Raw genomic sequence first — 19406 nt, 5'->3', positions numbered from 1 at the left:
AACTTAACTGTTAGTTTACTAAATATTGTAACATATTTCTACATATATATATGTTTTTACACTAATTTTACATTTTTTAAACATTTTAAAGGATCATTTAACAGCAAAAAGCACTAAAATATTGTATGAAAAATCTCATTCAACATTTTAGTGCTTTTTATTATATACTAAGAATCTATCTAAGCATAATATTTTATTTAAATTAGAATATCATCTGAACAAACATAAATATAAAGTGTGCAGACATACCTGCAAATAATCCACCTATTGTATGTGAAAGTATTGCTTTTCCAGCAAGATCTCTGGCATTAAGTGCATCCATCATACCTATGTGTGTACTTAAGTAACCACTCCAACACATACCCATTGCTGTAAATACAGCTATATCATTTGGAGTTACAACGCCATCTGCTATAAATTTAGGTACTAATGATATTGCAGCTCCAACAGCTCCAAGTGATGTAACAGGGAATGCTATAGCTTCTGCAGAAGTAAATCCAAATAGAGGCTCAAGTATAAACCCAAGTTTATCACCTATAACAGGAAGTAATTTAATTCCTTCATAAGCAACACCATTATATACAGCTTGACCAGTTGTAGGATCAGTTGATGGTCCAAATGTAAGGATCATAACTAGTGTACATACAACTAGAACACCCGGAATTATCGCAAGTCCCATCTCAACTCCAAGCTTACCACCTTCAAGAATTGAATCAAGACATCTTTGGAATACGTTTCCATCCCTAATCTCTCTCATTTCTTCACCTTTAGTAACACCGTCTGTACTTTTTTTATCTTCTTCTGGATTGTAGTTGTAATACTTTTTAGTTTGACGTAACATAAGTCTAACACTTATTATACTTCCTATAATAGCTCCTAAGTTACCAATTAGAGCTGGCACTATAAACTCTTTTCCTTGAGACATCATAAATGTAGTAACTATAAGCCCCATACCAAATGCTGTTCCTAAATTACAAAGAGCAGGAATTTGATATTTTTTAAAAAACTGTGTGAATGATTTATCTTTCGCAAACGATATTATGGCTGGGTTATCAGATAAGTATGTAGTTATAGCCCCAGCTATACTCGCTCCAGGTAAACCATATAGAGGTTTCATTAATCCTCTAAATAATTTGTTGATAAGTGAAATTACCCCAAATTCAGAAAGTAAAGCACTCAGTGCACCTGCCAAAACAGCTAATGCCATAATTAAGAAAACAGTTTCTAGAAGTAATGCATGTGCAGTAGCCATTATGACTTTAAACATAGTCCCCACACCCATTATGCTTCCTATGTACCCAAAACCAACTAGCAATACGGCAAGAAATACAAAGGTTTCTGTACTGACAGGTTTTACCTTCCTCCTGTCATCTAATTTCTCCGTTACCTTTTCTTCCATTTTTTTCATTCCTTCCATTTTTGATTATAAAATTTTAGTTTGAAGTTTTTCTTAATTAGATTATAAAGGTAATGTTAAAACTTTGCAATAGTAAATTACCTATACAACACCTTGCAAACACTGATTACCGATATTTTTCGACAAAGTTTTATCAGACTTATGCAAGTTGATTTTGCAAAACTTTCTTTTAAGAATTAATTGTAAATTTATTAACATTATTGTCAATGCCAACTGACGACTTGATGTCAGGTATCAAGTTGTATATTGATTAGATTGTAAAACAAAAAGATTATGCAGAAACTTAAAATAAATTTTCTCCATAATCTTATATTAAAAAATATAAAAAAATTTTTATTTTTTTATTTTTACTATCTATTTTAATCTCTCTGCTACATATTTTACTAAATCAACAGTTCTTGCTGAATAACCCCACTCATTATCGTACCAAGAAACTACTTTGACCATATTATCTTCCATAACCATAGTTGATAATCCATCTACTATAGAAGATCTGCTGTCTTGTTTGTAGTCAATAGATACTAATGGTTTATCAGAGTATCCAAGAATTCCTTTTAATTCACCTTCTGCAGCTTCTCTAAATGCATTATTAACTTCATCTATAGTTACATTCTTCCCAAGCTCACAAACCAAATCTACAAGTGAAACTGTAGGAGTTGGAACTCTAAGAGAGAAACCATTTAACTTACCTTCTAACTCCGGAAGAACCTTAGAAACAGCTTTAGCCGCACCTGTAGTAGTCGGTATTATAGATTCTGCAGCCGATCTAGCTCTTCTTAAATCTTTATGACTCTTATCAAGAATTCTTTGATCGTTAGTATAAGAGTGAACAGTTGTCATAAGACCTCTCTTAATACCAAATTTCTCATTAAGAACTTTAGCAAATGGAGCTAGGCAGTTTGTAGTACAAGAAGCATTAGAGATTACATTATGCTTATCATTATCGTACTCTTTTTCATTAACTCCCATAACAATAGTAACATCTTCGTTTTTACCAGGAGCAGTAATTATAACCTTCTTAGCTCCTGCTTTTATATGTTTTTCCGCCTTAGCTTTATCAGTAAATATACCAGTAGACTCTATTACTATATCAACCCCTAGATCTTTCCAAGGAATTTCTTCAGGATCATTATGTCTAAGTATTTTAATTTCTTTAGAATTAACAACTAAAGTATCTTCATCTTTAACATCAACATCTCCTCTAAATGTTCCATAACTAGAATCATAAGTGAATAGGTGTGCCAAAGTCTCACAATTTGCTCTAGCATTAATAGCAACTATCTCCAAATCACTACCGAACTCCTCTTGAGCCAATCTTAAAACCTGTCTTCCGATTCTACCAAACCCATTCATACCCACTTTTATCTTCATCAATATATTTCTCCCTTCGTGTACTTTTTACATAATTATTGTACACTATATAGCCCATTTATTCAATATTTTTATATATTAAATATAATTTCATCAACAACCTTAATATTAATAACCATTTATGCCATACTATTCGATCATTTTTTATATATAGCACACACTATATCTATAGTTTTTATATTTTCTCACAAAAACACATCTAATCACACTATAGATTTTATAATTGTATCTACTCCTGCAAGTATACTTATACTTGTTAAGATTTATATACAATGTGAACAGAGGTTGTCCAGTGCATTTTCAGACGTATTTTGTCTGACATATACTGAACAACCTCTGTTCATGTTGCATATCAACTTGTTATTTTAATTCCATTTCCATATTATCTTTATCTACAAATCCAACTTCAACTTCGCACTCAAAGATCTCCTGAATCAATTTAGCAAGCTCATCTCTAGCCTTAATAACCTTATCTACATTGCTATCATTAAATCCATCTATAGGGAAGAATATATTCTTACTGTTTTCAGTTATCTTACCTTCTTCGCCCTGTCTCCATATCCATCTTCTAGTCTTAACCTTATCTCCAACAGAGTAAATAAGCTCTCCACCTTCTACAAGTTCAGGCTCATTCTCTCCAAACGGGATAAATTTATCGCCTTCATTAGAAAATCTTACACTCACATCATCCCTGCTAAGATCCATATCGTGCGCTCCTAGTGGAAGTAAGTATTTTAATGAAATCGAATTTCCTAAATCCACAACCGGGTTTATGTAAGGAAGTTTTTTGTTTTTTGAAACTCTTGTAGTCATCGCTTCAATAGAGCTCATAAATTTATTGGGATTCATACCAAGCTCTCTAAAAGCATCTCTATAAGGAAGAATTTCATCTGATTCTTTTACCTTCTTCCCCTCAAAGTAATTTTCCGTATTCTCAATACTAATATCCAGTAAATTGCTTATTCTATCTACAGTTTTTGTATTATCGATTCCCTTTGCTACAACAACTCCAAAACAAACATTTTCTAACTTATCAAATACCTCTTTATCAACTTTGAACTTCATACAACTACCTCCAAAATATTCAAAATATTACTTATTATACTCCATTTTATTTCTAATGAAACCTCTAGTCAACTAATTAATTCAAAAAATCATACTAATCTATAAATTCATAATAAAACCTCATATTTTTTTATAAATACAGTTAAAGTAGATAGTTATCTATATAAAATAAACAGGAAGCTTACTGCCTCCTGCTCACTCTTTATCATACCAAATTAATTTCGTAGTATTCATTTATTAAACTATTCTAATGTAACTAAGGTAATCTTATCAATTTAAACACTTCTGCAAATGCCTTTCTATTTGCTCCTCCACCAACTTGTGTCGCCGAAGTGAATGTCTTTTGTTTAAGGGCACTCTTTTGCTCTTCTACGAGCTTATTCCCTACTAACACTATTGGAGATTTACTTTTGCTTGCCAAAGCTCCAACTGACAATCCATCAATTAGATCACCACTGCTCTTTGTACCATCTTTAACTACATATAAATTATTGTACTTATAACCACTGCTACTGTCCTTATAAAAATGTTCTATTATCTCTGCATTTGTGGCATTTCTATTTTCACCCGACAATCTAGTAGGATTTTTAAGTTTTCCTTCTAAATTCGTAGATAATGAGGAAGTACCCCCAACTACATAAGATTTTTCTATATTAGTAATCTTTTCAAACTCATCTAGGCCTTTTACTTGATTACTCGGATCTGCAAGTATTATAGGTATATTATTTTCTCCAGCAGGAGCTCCTATACTTATAGCATCTGCCAATCCACCTACTCCATTTACTACTGCTATATTTGATACTCTCTTTTTATCATTTAACTTGTAAGCCAAATCCATACTAGTTTTGTATCTATCTTCACCAGAGATTCTCTCGACTCTAAAACCAGATGAATTAAGTTTATCTTCAATAGATTTGCTTACAGAATTTTCTCCACCGACTATGTATATATTTTTTGCTCCAAGTCTCTTTATTTCCTCTGCTGTCTTTTGAGTTAAATTATTTTTTTCAGTTAATAGAACTGGCGAATTAAGCGATGCTGCATAAGGAGTTGCTGATAACGCATCCGGTATAGCTTCACCATTTACTAGAACTACATTTTCAGAATTAGTCCATCCCTTTTTACTAACCTTAACAGATGTATCATATCTATCCGCTCCAACTAAACTTTCCTTATTTACATCTCGATAAGATGTGTTTTTAGTTACTGCCTTAATTGTAAAGTTTGTTGGGTAAAATTCTTCATCTGAGTTTACATCTTTAAACTTATCGCCTTCTAAAATATAACTTTCGCCCAAATTAGCCTTAGGTATATTTCCACTATATCCTTTTACTTCCGTTTCACTGAATAACGATACATTACCTGTACCTTCTCCATCTATCTCAACTACTATTGCACCTTTCCCTTTAGGGATTTTGTAAGTATCTACTTTTGCGTTAGTATAACCTGAAAATTCAATATTTCCTCCACCTATTCTTACCATTCTATCTTTTTGCGGAACATTTCCCACAACGGGTGCGTAATAGATATTGTACTTAGAACCTATACTATCACTCATAAATGTTACAGAATCTAACACTTCACTTTCACTGCTAAAATCAAATACATTTGCTGCAGTAATTTTCTTGCTTACAAGTGGAGCTATCCCTGCATATTCATGTTGATATATTTTTTTGCTTTCATCAGGCATCTCTACTTTTCTAATAGCAAAGTTATCGTCATCAGACATTAAAGTTCTGTCTTCATAAGAAATCCAAAGATACCCTCCCTCTGAATTATAAGGTCCCCAGCTGTTTTTAGCCAACCAAGCACCGTTATTTTGCGGCTTGTATTTAGGGTTGAAATTATCTTTCGAATAATTGTCATCCCATCCTATAATTGATATAGTATGATTTGTATATTGATATACATTGCAGTTATAAGCAGACTTGTCTTGACTTAAATATCTATTATAATGACCATAACCCGAAATAATAGATCCGTACTTAAGTATTGAATTTTTCATTGACTCTCTATTGTCATTTATATGTACTACTTCTGTTACATTTACTTGAGTATCTTCTGTATCCATATTGCTCGGTTTAGTAGCACCAAGTGCCATAGGAACTTTGCCGTTATACGGAATATCTTCCTCTAATTTTGGACCCATCCAAGATGTTAGATATCCAATAGCTGTATAATTTGTTGCTCCTGTCATATCTGTCATGTTCCAACCGTAATCACCATTAGTAGACCACCACTTTAAATGTTCTTCCGAGAAGTCGTATTCTCCCATATTTTTATACTTTAAAAAGCTCTCCAGTGAAGACATCGCTGTAAAAGTCCAACATGTTCCTAGTTCACCTTGATCTTTAACTGGTGTAACAAGACCAAGTTTTCTAGGATCGTAATTAATCGGCAAATTAGCACTAGACTTACGCTTTAAATAATTTGGAATAGATATTCCAAGACCATTATCTTTTACTTCTGTCGCTTCATTTCTGTATGGCGTTGGAATACGGCCATTGTATTTGTCTACTTGTCCATTTTCAACTTCCTCAAGATACTGTTTATATTGTTCAGTGTATTCAGGTTTTTTAATTGATGTTATTGAATCCTTTGTATATGCTAAGGTTGGCGCTGTTGATACAATAAAAAACGATATCGACATGCCAACTGCTAATAATCTTTTTATTAAATTTCTTCGTTTTCTCATACTTTTCACCTCAATATTTCTCTAATCGCTAATATAATTATAGCAGATATTGTAAGATTTTAATAAAAATACCAACTATTTATTATATAATATCAAAATTGTAATTTTTTATTATATTTTCCTTTAAAATTATATAGAATTTGTAATTAAACTTTTTCTTTTTCTTAGTACTTTTTGATAAATTATTGCATTTTCATGTTAGCTATGTATAATCTAAAACAGATTTCACATTTTTCACAGTTAAATATATGCTCGTTGTCTACAAATTTCAAGCATCCTCGATAACACTCATTCACACATAAATTACAGTTTATGCAATCTTCCTTAACCAACTTTGTACTTAAATCTCCCTCCTAAAAACTTATATAATTTAATTTAGTATATTCCTTTAAATAACCTATAAGTTGTAAAAGTAAATGCCTTCATTTATATAAACAACTATTCTAACATATATGTAATAAAACAGCAAAAAGTAGCGGAATATTTCTCCGCTACTTTTTGTTATTTTTTACATATACCTAATTCTATATTTATATATTTACTATATGTATCACTAACTTTTATGTATCCTTACTTATATCCGATTACAGCAGCACCTAGTGCGCCTATTATCTGCGTATCCTCTGCAACAAATATCTTCTTGCCGAGTAATTCTTCAATCATACCTACTAAAACATTGCTTTTAGCTAGGCCTCCTGTAAAAGCAATTTCATCTACTATTTCAGTTCTAGACAACATTGAAACAGATTTATTTGCTATTGATTTAAGTATTCCAGCGGCTATATTTTCTTTACCGACATCTTGAGCGAGCAAACTTACTATTTCTGATTCTGCAAATACAGTACACATACTTGATATATTAACTGGCTCATTTCCACTTGCCAGTTTATCTATATTTGCTATATCACTTCCTAATAAATTAGAAGTTATTTCTAAAAATCTACCAGTTCCAGCAGCACATTTATCGTTCATTATAAAATTGAATACATTTCCTGCATTATCTAAATTTATAACCTTGCTATCTTGACCGCCTACATCGAGAATTGTTCTAATGTTTTCATTTAGAAAAAATATTCCCCTTGTATGACAAGTTATTTCCGTAACCTTTTTATCAGCGAAATCCATTACGCCTCTTCCGTATCCTGTACCGACTGTCTTTAAGATTTGATCTTTTGGAATTCCCTCTGATAATAAATTATAAACTTGTTCAGATGTAGTTTTAGGGCTCCATCCTGTTGGAAGTATTACTTTTTTAACTATTTTTTCACCATCGAATAAAACACCCTTTGTTGCGACAGATCCTGAGTCAACACCTATACTATACATACATCCTCCTAATAGCATTTTCTTATAACATCTCTACAAATGCTTCAAATCTTGTTTTTAATTGTTCAGTATCAGATTTTGAGTAGTCTGTTTCTATACCCATAAAAGCTTTATGTTTTTCTTTAGTAACAAACTCTTTTACTCTATAAGACTCTATGTTAAAAGTATGACATGCTTGAAGTACAACATCTATTACTCCATCAATTTTGTACTCGTCTATAAGTCTATCAAGTAGTTTAAATCTGTTATCGTTGTCCATCATACATGAACATCCTATTTTAATATATTTTTGAGTTAAGGCATCGTAAACATCGTCCATATCTTCATCTACCAGTCTGTCAGTAGATCTTATAGCTTGACAAAGCTCTAAAGCTACAACTGATGCACCTGCATCTTCAAGAGTCTGTATTATCTTATGGCTTATTCCTCCTATAGGAGATCCAGTTATTAATATCCTTGGACTATCCTTTTTAACAGGACCTTCGCCTTTTTCATATCTTTCCTTAGTATCATCGATTACTTTCCTAACAGATTTTTTTAGTTCATCTCTATCAAATTTAAATCCAGATTGATAAAGAACATTGTGTAGCTCCATCCCTGTTAGCATAGAAGGCTCAGATTTTCCTAATTCATAGAACTCTTTTAAAAGTCGTCTCTCTTCGTTTTTATCTTTTATAGCAGCTCTAATATCATCTTCAGTTATTGTAACTCCTAATGATTTCTCTGTTTCTTCTTTCAATTTTATTATTTCATCTTTCCAAAGTTTGTAGCTAAGTTCACCTTTTACTGTATTTGGAAGGTGCATTACGTGCATATTTTTTTCTTTGGCAAGTTCTTCGTACATTTTTTTCTTACCATCGCAAGTAGTTTCTCCTATTAGCAGGTCTGCGAAATAGAAATATGGGCAAGTATCAGTTATTGCATGTCCATAACTTGATTTAATAAGTGGACATAGATTTCTTGGAAGTACTTTTTCTGCCGCTGGTATAGATTCTTCACTTACACCACATACACCTACTGTAACAGCTCCAGCTGCCATAGGTATCTCAACAGGAGTAAAAGTACAGAAAGTACCCACTAATTTTTTCCCACTATCTTTTAACTCTTTAGCACTTAAAAAACCTTTTTGTCTAGCATCATTAAAACTATCAAATTGCTCTGGTAAATTTGACATCGAAAATTCCCCCTATTTATTTTGACTAATTTTTATATTATTTTCTAAAATATTACAAATAGATAATATTTTTTCCTCTATTCTAGATTTTACCACGTTTTTTGCAAGTGCTATGATTGTTTTTATCTATATATGGCACCTCATTTATAGTCAATATATATAGTGCTCGACACTGAATTTATATAAAACTCAAAAGCCATCTTTTGGTATCTTCTTCAGTAAAACTTGCCTCTACTGCATATTTATACATACAGTAGTAATCTTCCACAGTCATATTATAGTAACTTAACACAAAATCTATTTCTGATGACAAAGTCACATCTGAAACAGTTCTATTATCAGTATTAATCGTAACCCTCAAATCATCCTTATAAAAATCGTAAAAAGGATGTTCTTCAAATGATTTCACAGCCTTAGTCTGAATATTACTTGTAGGGCACATTTCTAAAGTTATATTATTGCTTTTTACAAGTTCATAAATCTCTTTACTATCATTAGTTCTCACGCCATGCCCTATTCTCTCCGCACCCAATTCCGTCACAGCATCAAATACATTACCACCAGAAGCTGCCTCTCCAGCATGGACAGTAATTCTATAACCATATTCTTTGGCTATCGCAAAAGCTTTTTTATACTTCAAACAAAATCCTTCTTCTTCTGGACCGCACAGATCAACAGCAACAACACCAGATCCTAAAAAACGCTTACCTTCTTCTATAACTAGTACAGCATCTTCCTCGCTCATATTCCTCATGCAGCCAAGAATTAAATTTCCTTTTATATCATATAATTCCTCAGCCTTATGAATACCCAGTAGCACACTCTCAATTACATCCCGTACACTCAATCCCTCTTTTATATGTAATAGAGGAGCGAATCTAACCTCAATGTATTTAATATTTTCTTTAAAAGCATCCTCCATAAGTTCAAAAGACACTCTCTCCAAACTTTCCCGTGTCTGCATTATACCAACAGGCAAATCAAAGCTTTTCAAATAATCAAGAAGCGACTCACTATCCTTTGGAGCGACAATTGCATTTTTAACCTTTTCAATATTCGTCAAGCTCAATTTACTAAAAAGATTTTCACCAGAAACAATCTCTAAAACAGTTTCCGCTCTTAAACTTCCATCCAAATGGCAATGTAGATCTATCTTTGGCATATTTTCAATCATATTAACCTCCATGAAGTAAGTATTTAAAATCTAATTACTATTTAAGAACAAGTATTTATATTTACAACTTGTACATTATTATATGTATATAAAGATATTATATCATTCTAATTACACCAAAAATAAATTATAAATTAAATATGAGTTATATCGAACATACAAGAATAAAATATATCTTAACTCCAATGCATGGCAGTAAACAAGCATATGACTTTTTTCCCATACTTCCAACTGAAAATTTAAAATAATTATAATAAAGAAAACGGAAGTTGGCATAAAATAAGATACCCGACTACAATTACAGCCTTTAGATCAAGCTGTGGTAGTCGGATATCTTATTTTATAGCAATTTTATTTTCATTTATTACACATACCTTAAATTCTCATTTACGAAAATAAACTAAGCAATATCCCCGCTGCTACAGCAGAACCTATAACTCCCGCTACATTAGGTCCCATAGCATGCATAAGAATAAAATTACTAGGATCTTCTTTTTGAGCTTCCTTATGTGCAACTCTTGCCGCCATAGGAACTGCAGAAACTCCAGCTGCCCCTATTAGTGGATTAATTTTTTCTTTAGTAAATTTGTTCATAATCTTTGCACAGATAACACCTGCTGCCGTTCCTATACCAAAAGCTATAACTCCTAGCACAAATATTTTTAAAGTCTGAGCACTTAGAAATATCTCAGCTTTTGCAGAAGCTCCAACTGATAACCCTAAAAATATAGTAACTATATTCATAAGTGCATTCGTAGCTGTATCTGAAAGTCTATCAGTGACTGTACACTCTTTAAGCAGGTTCCCAAACATAAGCATACCTATTAATGTAGCCGCTGCTGGCAACAGCAATGACACTACTATGGTAACAGTTATAGGAAAAAGTATTTTTACTTTTTTAGATACAGGTTTGCTTTGAGTCATTACTATACTTCTTTCTTCTTTACTAGTAAGTGCCCTCATTATTGGCGGTTGAATTATAGGTACAAGAGCCATGTATGAGTACGCAGCAACTGCAATTGGAGCAAGTAAATGTGGTGCTAATTTTGTAGTTAAATAAATTGCTGTTGGGCCATCAGCCCCTCCTATTATACCTGTTGAAGCTGCCTCCGGACCAGTAAATCCAAGAAGTAATGCCCCTATAAAAGTAAAGAATATTCCAAACTGAGCAGCAGCTCCAAGAAGTATGTTTTTGGGGTTAGATATCAATGGACCAAAATCAGTCATGGCGCCAACCCCTAAAAATATTAACGGTGGGAAAATTCCTAATTCATCACCTAAAAATAGATAATGTAATAATCCTCCTGCTGTTTTTGTTGTAACATTAGCCTCTAGTGTATTATTTACGGTCGATCCTATAGGCTCGATTATTGAAACTGCCCCGTTCATTACTCCTGAAAGGGGAAGGTTTGAAAGCAACATACCAAAAGCTATAGGTACTAGTAACAATGGTTCAAAACCTTTACTTATTGCTAGATATAACAGAAGACATGCAACTAATATCATCGCTAACTGTCTCCAGTCCATATTAACAATACCCATTGATTGAATAAAATTCGTTATAACCTCTACCATGGGTAAGTCCTCCTTTTTTAAATTTCTATCCTATAGTTATTAAAGTGTCTCCAACACTCACTGAAGCTCCTTTTGATACGTTTACCGTTGTGATATTTCCATCTGTATTTGCCATTATTTCATTTTCCATCTTCATAGCTTCAAGTACCAATAATACCTGACCTTTTTTTACACTATCTCCAACTTTTACTTTAACATCATTTATGGTACCAGGCATTGGTGCGCTTATAGTTCCTGATCCACCAACTGGTGCCGTGTTTGGCTTTGAAGCTGTATTATTTGTCGGTTTTGATGTTGGTTTTGACATATTTGTTTGAGATACTTGAGCTCTAGATACTTGCACCCCTTCTGATCCAATTTCTTCTACTTCAACTTCATAGATATTTCCATTAACTGTTATATTGTATTTTTTTATCATTATTTATCTCCCCCTATTCTCTATCGATTAATACTGTTTTTCATGTTTTCCCAACTAGATTTGTAGTTATTACTTCTAATTACTTTTTTAACTACTATATTGTCGGCATTTTTACCTGTTTGAGCTGATATAGCGGCAGTTATTACTGCAACTAACTCACCTATATCATCAAGCTCATTATTTTCAGAGTTTTCACCTGAGATTCTTTCTACTTCTTTATTTAAATTTTTAGTTTTTTTGGTCTCCCTTTGCAGTAAGCTTATTATTCCAGAAATTAAAACCAATACAATAAATACTACAATCATGGAAATTATCGCTACACTAATACCAGCAAGCAGCTTTTCTCCAACACTTACAGAAGCTGAGGGATCTTTTAACGCTTCAAGTAATTGACGTAAATCCATAGTTTACCACCTCCTATAAAGGTATATTTCCGTGTTTTTTAGGCGGTCTATCTTCACGTTTCGAAGATAATACATCTAGTGCATCCGCTAGTCTAAGTCTCGTAAATGCAGGTCTTATTACATCATCAATATATCCTCTTTCTGCTGCTTTATATGGAGTTGCAAATTCATCTGTATACTTTTTAACTTTCTCTTCTATCATTGCATTTTTATCTTCTGCATTTTTTATATCGTTTTTAAATACTATATTGGCTGCCCCACTCGGTCCCATGACTGCAACCTCTGCTGTAGGCCAAGCTAAAACCATATCTGCGCCTAAATCTTTTGAACACATGGCTAAATAAGATCCTCCATAAGCTTTTCTGATTATTATCGTGATTTTAGGAACTGTTGCTTCACTATAAGCATAGAGCATCTTTGCCCCATGTCGTATTATTCCACCGTATTCCTGTGTAGTTCCCGGTAAAAATCCTGGGACATCTACTAAGTTAATTATTGGAATATTAAATGAATCACACATCCTTATAAATCTAGAACTCTTATCTGAGGCGTTTATATCAAGAGATCCAGCCATAAAATTAGGTTGATTAGCTATTATTCCAATACTTTCTCCATTGACTCTAGCAAGACCCGTTACAATATTTTGAGCAAATAAAGACTGTACTTCATAGAAATCCCCATCATCTACTATTTCGTAAATTATGTTTTTCATATCGTAAGGTTTGTTTGAATCATCCGGAACAATACTATCGAGTATTTCATTTATTCTATTTGGGTCGTCTTGACATTCAACTATTGGAGCTTTTTCTGAGTTATTTGATGGTAAAAAACTAAGTAATCTTCTAATCTGCTCAATGCAATCTTCATCGTCTGAAGCCAAGAAGTGTGCAACGCCTGATGTTGTGTTATGAGTATATGCTCCTCCCAATTCTTCCGCTGTTACTTCTTCACCCGTTACTGTTTTTATAACTTGTGGTCCTGTTATAAACATCTGACTAGTCTGATCAACTACATATACAAAATCTGTAAGTGCAGGTGAATAAACTGCTCCACCAGCACAAGGTCCCATGATTGCAGATATTTGTGGAACAACTCCAGATGCTAGGGTATTTTTATAAAAAATCTCTCCGTATCCGGCAAGTGCATCTACACCTTCTTGAATTCTCGCTCCACCTGAATCATTTAAACCTACAACCGGAGCTCCTAATTTTAGTGAAAGGTCCATTACTTTAGCAATTTTTTTGGCGTGCATTTCACCTAAAGATCCTCCGAGAACTGTAAAATCCTGTGCAAAAGCGCAAACAAGTCTTCCATCAATCTTTCCGTATCCACATACAACACCTTCTCCAGGTATATCTTGTTTTTCCATCCCAAAGTTAGAACATCTATGTTTTACGAATGCCTCTAACTCGACAAAAGTATTTTCATCAAATAGTTTATTTATTCTTTCTCTTGCAGTAAGTTTACCTGATGAATGCTGTTTATCTATTCTTTTTTGTCCTCCACCTAGCTCAATATTACTTCTATTTTTTTGAAGCAAATCTAACTTTTCTTTAGACAACATAAAACCACCTCCAGGATATTAATTTTTTATTCTCTTTCACTTAGCTCTAAAAGTACTCCATCAGTTCCTTTTGGATGACAAAATGCTATCTTTGCATTTCCAGCTCCATATCTAGGTGTTTCATCTATCATTCTATAACCATTTGCTTTTACTTCTGCTATTGCTTCTTCTATATTTTCGACTCTAAGTGCAACATGCTGAATTCCACCTCGATTTGAATTTTTAGCTATAAACTTTGCTATAGGCCCATCTTCAGTGGTAGATTCTAAAAATTCAAGTTCAGTATCTCCAACAGGTAAAAATGCAACTTTAACTTGTTGATCTTCTACTACTTCTTCTCCTACACACTTCAACCCAAGTACTTCTTCGTAAAACTTCAGTGTCTCTTCCAAACTATTTACTGCAATACCTACATGATCTAAATTTAGTATTTTCATTTATTATCCCTCCAACTATAATCTTTGTTTGTTTGTTATCTTTTCAAATACTATATTGCTTATTGAGTAAGGATCTATCTCCTTGGTCACAGTCTTAGAAAGTAGCTTCTCTATTTCTTCACTGTGCTGTAAATCCTTTACAAGAGCGTCCACTTTTCTCTGCACTAACTCTTTAACCTCAAGTTTATTGCGTGCAAGTCTTTTGAGACTTAGTCTGCCATTTTCTTCAAGAAATTTTCTGTGTTTTTGTATGTTTTCATAGGCCTCTTCTACCCCCTCACCGGTATCAGATACTACTAAACTAACTGGAGGTCTAAATTCCCAGTCTTTATTAAAATCGAGCATCATTTCTATCTCTATAGAAGTCTTTTTTGCCCCATCTTTATCTGCCTTATTTACAATAAATACATCAGCTATCTCCATAACTCCAGCCTTAATAGCCTGTATATCGTCTCCAAGACCTGGGACCATTACAATAAGTGTTGTATCTGCTGTCCTTACTATATCGATCTCAGATTGACCCACTCCTACTGTTTCAATAAAAATATAATCACATCCATAAGCATCGAGCACCTTAATTGACGCCTGAGTTGCATTAGATAAACCTCCTAGACTTCCTCTGGTTCCCATGGATCTTATAAATACACCTGGATCAGTACTCAAATCGTTCATTCTGATACGGTCCCCTAAAATTGCTCCTTTGGTAAATGGACTAGTAGGATCAATCGCTATTATTCCAACCTTTTTACCTTGTTTCCTAAGAAGCTTTACAATTTTATCTGTAAATGTCGATTTACCTGCTCCAGGTGGACCAGTAATCCCTACAATATAAGCTTTGCCCGTGTGGTTGTATATCTCTTTTAACGCTTCTTCATATCCAGAAGTTTCGTTTTCTACAATAGTAATTAGCCTTGCGCAGTCTCTCTTGTTGCCTTTTATAACTCCATCAACTGTATTTTTTAATTCACTATTCATTTTTATTTCCATAACATCATCACCTTTACGCCAAACTCTTGCATGTATGTTCTCTTATAAATTTAATTGTTGTTGTTGTTGGAGTACCCGGTGTAAATATTTCGGCAATTCCCTTTTCTTTAAGTGCTGGTATATCTTCTTCAGGTATGACTCCTCCTCCTATTATAAGCACATCATCTATATTTTCTTCTTTTAGTAAATCTACCACTTTAGGAAGTAAATGATTATGTGCTCCTGATAGTATACTCATAGCGATTACATCTACATCTTCTTGAATCGCTGAAGCAACTATTTGTTCAGGAGTTTGAAATAACCCTGTATAAATTACTTCCATACCTGCATCTCTTAATGCCCTTGCTACTACTTTAGCACCTCTATCATGTCCATCTAGCCCTGGTTTTGCAACCAATACTCTTATAGGTCTCATATTTACTCCCCCTCTATATCATTACTATTTGTTTGTATTCACCAAATTCTTCCCTCATAACACCACATACTTCTCCTAGTGTTGCGTATTCCATAACAGCATCTAAAATTGCTGGCATTATATTTTCATCAGATCTACATATATCTCTTAAAGTTTCAAGAGTTTCTTCTACCTTTTCATTGTTTCTCTTTTCTTTAAGAGCCTTTATCTTTTCTTTTTGTCTCTCTCCAACCATAGGATCTACTCTTAATAAACCTTTAGGTGCATCCTCTTCTATTTGGTATTTATTAACTCCTACGATTATTTTTTCATTATTTTCAATATCCTTTTGATATTTGTAGGCGCTGTCCATGATTTCTTGCTGTATGTAGCCTTGCTCTATAGCCTGTGGCGCTCCACCTATTTCATCAATTTTTTCGATTAAAGTCATAGCATCTTTTTCTATCTTATTAGTAAGGCTTTCAACATAATAAGAACCTGCAAGTGGGTCAATAGTATCTGCTGCTCCACTTTCATTTGCAACTATCTGCTGAGTTCTAAGTGCAATTCTTACTGAATCCTCTGTCGGCAAAGCAAGAGCTTCATCTTTAGAGTTTGTGTGTAGAGACTGAGTTCCTCCAAGTACTGCAGCCAGAGTTTGAATTGCTACTCTTACTATATTATTTTCTGGTTGTTGAGCTGTTAATGTACAACCAGCTGTCTGAGTATGAAATTTCAGAGCCCATGACTTAGGATTTTTCGCTCCAAATCTTTCTTTCATAATTTTCGCCCAGATTCTCCTAGCTGCTCTAAATTTAGAAACTTCTTCAAATAAATTGTTGTGAGCATTAAAAAAGAATGATAATCTAGGTGCAAAATCGTCTACGTGAAGACCAGCTTCAATAGCTGCATTTACATAAGCAATACCATCGGCTAATGTAAACGCCACTTCTTGAATTGCATCTGCCCCAGCTTCTCTGATATGGTATCCAGATATACTTATCGTGTTCCACTTTGGTACATGTTTCGAACAGTACTCAAATATATCTGTAATAAGTCTCATAGATGGTTTAACCGGAAATATATAAGTACCTCTAGCTACATATTCCTTTAAGATATCATTTTGAATTGTCCCTCTCAATTTTTCAGGAAATACACCTTGTTTTTTGGCTACTGCGATATACATCGCAAGCAGTACAGATGCAGGTGCATTTATCGTCATTGATGTGGATACTTTGTCTAATGGGATACCTTCAAATAGTATTTCCATATCGGCTAGAGAGTCTATACAAACCCCTACCTTTCCGACTTCGCCTTCTGCTATAGGATTGTCTGAGTCATATCCCATCTGAGTAGGTAAGTCAAATGCAACAGATAATCCCATTGATCCCTCTTCAATTAAATATTTATATCTTTTGTTAGATTCTTCTGCTGTAGCGAAACCAGCGTACATTCTCATTGTCCAAAACTTACCCCTGTACATGGTCGGTTGTACCCCTCTTGTAAACGGGTATTGTCCGGGAAATCCTAGATCGCTTTCGTAATCATTACACGTATCTAAAGGTGTATACAGCCTTTTGACTTCTACTCCTGTATCGAATTCAAATTCCTTTTTTCTTTCTGGGAATTTTTCTAAGCTTGTTTTTACTTTGTTTTCTTCCCACTGTGTAAAACAATTTTGGATTGTATCTTTACTTTTATTCATGTGGAATCCTCCTATTATATGCCCGCCATACAATTTCTAAAATCATATGGCAGGCTATTGTATATCACTTCTTTGTTATTTTTTTAACCTTTGGAACTAATGTGCTTCTGCTCCCTCTATCTCTCTTTCATCCTTGGATTTCATTTCATTCTGTGAATTCATTTCCGTAGATTCATTTATTAATTTATTTTCCTTCATACTTCCAGTTTGCATAAACCTTTCATGCCATGAAAGAGCCTTGGATAATACATGAGGTGTATGTTTATATTTTCCCTCGCAAGCTTTGTAGAAGTAATCACAGAGTTCCTCTTTATAATCAGGATGTGCACAGTTTTCAATTATCTTAACTGCCCTTTCCTTAGGCGACAATCCTCTTAAATCTGCAACACCACGCTCTGTAACTACGACCATTACATCGTGTTCACTGTGGTCTTGATGGGATACCATGGGCACTATACTTGAAATATCCCCCTTTTTAGCTATAGACTCTGTAGTGAATATTGATAAATATCCATTTCTAGCAAAATCTCCTGAACCACCTATCCCATTCATCATTCTACTTCCCATAATATTTGTAGAGTTTACATTTCCGTAAATATCTACTTCTATTGCAGTATTTATAGCTATAACTCCGATTCTTCTAGCTATTTCAGGATTATTGCTTATTTCTTGCGGTCTCAGAATAAGCTTATCTTTGTAAGTGCAAAACTTTCTATAAAAATCATCTAATCTTTCTGGAGATATTGTTAGAGATGTTCCTGATGCAAACTTTACCTTGCCCTTCTCTATTAGATCTATTGCGCTATCCTGTATAACCTCTGAATAAATAACCAAATCTTCAAAATCAGAATCTACTAATCCTCCTAAAACTGCATTTGCGACACTTCCTACGCCAGACTGAAGAGGCAATAGATTTTTTGGTAATCTATTTTCCTTAACTTCATTTTCTAGAAATTTAATTAAGTTATCAGCCATTTTTTTAGAGGTCTCATCTATACTATCAATTGGTCTGGTTTTATCTTTTATATCGGTAAATACAATACCCACTATCTTTTCCTTATTACATGGTATATACGTTGTGCCGATTCTATCATCAACTTTAGTCAGTGGAATAGCTTCTCTATTTGGAGGAAGTACTACGTTATAAACATCGTGTATTCCTTCGAGATCAACTGGCTGTGAGGTGTTAATCTCTACGATAACTTTATCTGCACACTCTACAAACACATTGCTGTTACCTATTGAAGTAGATGGAATTATATTTCCTTCTTCGGTTATTGCAACTGCCTCAATAAGAGCTATATCTACATTCCCTAAGAATCCAGCTTTGACCCACTGAGGTGCATTGCTTAAATGTAAATCTGAATACGCTACCTTATCATCGTTTATTAAATTTCTACAAGTCGAGTTTGTCTGATAAGGGTACCTTCTCTTCATAACCCCAGACTCAGAAAGAGCTGCGTCCAGTTCTGGTCCTACTGAGGCTCCAGTTATTATAGTGAGCCCTATTTTATCTCCATTTTGTGCGCGTTTTTCGATTGCTAACGGTACTGCTTTTGGATATCCTGCAGGGGTAAATCCGCTAGTACCAACAACCATGTTGTCTTCAAAAAACTCTGCTGCTTTTTCTGCAGTCATCACTTTATTCTCTAAATATTTACATCTTAATCTACTATCCATAAATTTTCACCCACCAAATA

Annotated in this window: 16 protein-coding genes; all 16 read right to left on the bottom strand. The window is 33.7% G+C overall.

Going from position 1 to position 19406, the window contains the following annotated elements; all coding sequences use genetic code 11:
* Positions 1–202: 202 nt before the first annotated feature.
* A complete protein-coding gene (locus T473_RS0108010; RefSeq protein WP_330369427.1) occupies positions 203–1408 on the bottom strand; it encodes a CD0519/CD1768 family membrane protein in 1206 nt (401 codons plus the stop codon).
* A 363-nt stretch (positions 1409–1771) separates the two neighbouring features.
* Positions 1772–2788 (bottom strand): type I glyceraldehyde-3-phosphate dehydrogenase, encoded by a 1017-nt coding sequence (gap, locus tag T473_RS0108005; RefSeq protein ID WP_024621443.1) that lies wholly within the window; start codon positions 2786–2788, stop codon positions 1772–1774.
* 360 nt (positions 2789–3148) lie between these two features.
* Positions 3149–3853 (bottom strand): B3/B4 domain-containing protein, encoded by a 705-nt coding sequence (locus T473_RS0108000; protein WP_024621442.1) that lies wholly within the window; start codon positions 3851–3853, stop codon positions 3149–3151.
* A gap of 256 nt (positions 3854–4109) precedes the next feature.
* Positions 4110–6548 (bottom strand): cell wall-binding repeat-containing protein, encoded by a 2439-nt coding sequence (locus tag T473_RS0107995; RefSeq protein WP_024621441.1) that lies wholly within the window; start codon positions 6546–6548, stop codon positions 4110–4112.
* Positions 6549–7118: 570 nt separating this feature from the next.
* Positions 7119–7874, bottom strand: coding sequence for an acyl-CoA dehydratase activase (locus T473_RS0107990; protein WP_024621440.1), 756 nt, complete (start codon positions 7872–7874; stop codon positions 7119–7121).
* Positions 7875–7896: 22 nt separating this feature from the next.
* A complete protein-coding gene (locus tag T473_RS0107985; RefSeq protein WP_024621439.1) occupies positions 7897–9048 on the bottom strand; it encodes a double-cubane-cluster-containing anaerobic reductase in 1152 nt (383 codons plus the stop codon).
* 178 nt (positions 9049–9226) lie between these two features.
* Positions 9227–10222: an adenosine deaminase gene (gene add / locus T473_RS0107980; RefSeq protein ID WP_024621438.1), complete on the bottom strand. Its 996-nt coding sequence runs from the start codon at positions 10220–10222 to the stop codon at positions 9227–9229.
* A 387-nt stretch (positions 10223–10609) separates the two neighbouring features.
* Positions 10610–11797, bottom strand: a complete 1188-nt coding sequence (locus tag T473_RS0107975) for a sodium ion-translocating decarboxylase subunit beta (RefSeq protein WP_024621437.1) — start codon at positions 11795–11797, stop codon at positions 10610–10612.
* Positions 11798–11822: 25 nt separating this feature from the next.
* A complete protein-coding gene (locus T473_RS0107970) occupies positions 11823–12215 on the bottom strand; it encodes a biotin/lipoyl-containing protein (protein WP_330369425.1) in 393 nt (130 codons plus the stop codon).
* 20 nt (positions 12216–12235) lie between these two features.
* The gene (locus tag T473_RS16480) at positions 12236–12619 is read right to left on the bottom strand and encodes an OadG family protein (RefSeq protein ID WP_024621435.1); all 384 of its coding nucleotides are present in this window, start codon (positions 12617–12619) and stop codon (positions 12236–12238) included.
* 13 nt (positions 12620–12632) lie between these two features.
* Positions 12633–14183 (bottom strand): methylmalonyl-CoA decarboxylase subunit alpha, encoded by a 1551-nt coding sequence (gene mmdA / locus T473_RS0107960; protein ID WP_024621434.1) that lies wholly within the window; start codon positions 14181–14183, stop codon positions 12633–12635.
* Between the two features lie 26 nt (positions 14184–14209).
* A complete protein-coding gene (gene mce, locus T473_RS0107955) occupies positions 14210–14620 on the bottom strand; it encodes a methylmalonyl-CoA epimerase (RefSeq protein WP_024621433.1) in 411 nt (136 codons plus the stop codon).
* A gap of 15 nt (positions 14621–14635) precedes the next feature.
* Positions 14636–15607, bottom strand: a complete 972-nt coding sequence (meaB, locus tag T473_RS0107950; RefSeq protein WP_024621432.1) for a methylmalonyl Co-A mutase-associated GTPase MeaB — start codon at positions 15605–15607, stop codon at positions 14636–14638.
* Positions 15608–15620: 13 nt separating this feature from the next.
* On the bottom strand, positions 15621–16022 hold the full coding sequence (locus T473_RS0107945) for a cobalamin B12-binding domain-containing protein (RefSeq protein ID WP_024621431.1): 402 nt from the start codon (positions 16020–16022) through the stop codon (positions 15621–15623).
* Positions 16023–16035: 13 nt separating this feature from the next.
* Complete coding sequence (locus T473_RS0107940; RefSeq protein WP_024621430.1) at positions 16036–17706, bottom strand: acyl-CoA mutase large subunit family protein; 1671 nt, start codon at positions 17704–17706, stop codon at positions 16036–16038.
* Positions 17707–17802: 96 nt separating this feature from the next.
* Complete coding sequence (locus T473_RS0107935) at positions 17803–19386, bottom strand: acetyl-CoA hydrolase/transferase family protein (RefSeq protein WP_024621429.1); 1584 nt, start codon at positions 19384–19386, stop codon at positions 17803–17805.
* Positions 19387–19406: the final 20 nt, after the last annotated feature.

It is taken from the genome of Clostridioides mangenotii TR, assembly GCF_000498755.1.
In the GTDB taxonomy this organism is placed as follows: domain Bacteria; phylum Bacillota; class Clostridia; order Peptostreptococcales; family Peptostreptococcaceae; genus Metaclostridioides; species Metaclostridioides mangenotii_A.
Note: the sequence above shows the minus strand (reverse complement) of the source record. Positions and strands in the feature narration are given on the sequence as shown.

Excerpts from the sequence above, each read along its gene's own strand:
- T473_RS0107940 (WP_024621430.1), bottom strand. The coding sequence starts at position 17,706 with ATGAATAAAAGTAAAGATACAATCCAAAATTGTTTTACACAGTGGGAA.
- add (WP_024621438.1), bottom strand. The coding sequence starts at position 10,222 with ATGATTGAAAATATGCCAAAGATAGATCTACATTGCCATTTGGATGGA.
- T473_RS0107990 (WP_024621440.1), bottom strand. The coding sequence starts at position 7,874 with ATGTATAGTATAGGTGTTGACTCAGGATCTGTCGCAACAAAGGGTGTT.
- T473_RS0108010 (WP_330369427.1), bottom strand. The coding sequence starts at position 1,408 with ATGAAAAAAATGGAAGAAAAGGTAACGGAGAAATTAGATGACAGGAGG.
- T473_RS0107995 (WP_024621441.1), bottom strand. The coding sequence starts at position 6,548 with ATGAGAAAACGAAGAAATTTAATAAAAAGATTATTAGCAGTTGGCATG.
- gap (WP_024621443.1), bottom strand. The coding sequence starts at position 2,788 with ATGAAGATAAAAGTGGGTATGAATGGGTTTGGTAGAATCGGAAGACAG.
- T473_RS0107970 (WP_330369425.1), bottom strand. The coding sequence starts at position 12,215 with ATGATAAAAAAATACAATATAACAGTTAATGGAAATATCTATGAAGTT.
- mmdA (WP_024621434.1), bottom strand. The coding sequence starts at position 14,183 with ATGTTGTCTAAAGAAAAGTTAGATTTGCTTCAAAAAAATAGAAGTAAT.
- T473_RS0107935 (WP_024621429.1), bottom strand. The coding sequence starts at position 19,386 with ATGGATAGTAGATTAAGATGTAAATATTTAGAGAATAAAGTGATGACT.
- T473_RS0107985 (WP_024621439.1), bottom strand. The coding sequence starts at position 9,048 with ATGTCAAATTTACCAGAGCAATTTGATAGTTTTAATGATGCTAGACAA.
- mce (WP_024621433.1), bottom strand. The coding sequence starts at position 14,620 with ATGAAAATACTAAATTTAGATCATGTAGGTATTGCAGTAAATAGTTTG.
- T473_RS0107975 (WP_024621437.1), bottom strand. The coding sequence starts at position 11,797 with ATGGTAGAGGTTATAACGAATTTTATTCAATCAATGGGTATTGTTAAT.
- T473_RS0108000 (WP_024621442.1), bottom strand. The coding sequence starts at position 3,853 with ATGAAGTTCAAAGTTGATAAAGAGGTATTTGATAAGTTAGAAAATGTT.
- T473_RS16480 (WP_024621435.1), bottom strand. The coding sequence starts at position 12,619 with ATGGATTTACGTCAATTACTTGAAGCGTTAAAAGATCCCTCAGCTTCT.
- T473_RS0107945 (WP_024621431.1), bottom strand. The coding sequence starts at position 16,022 with ATGAGACCTATAAGAGTATTGGTTGCAAAACCAGGGCTAGATGGACAT.
- meaB (WP_024621432.1), bottom strand. The coding sequence starts at position 15,607 with ATGGAAATAAAAATGAATAGTGAATTAAAAAATACAGTTGATGGAGTT.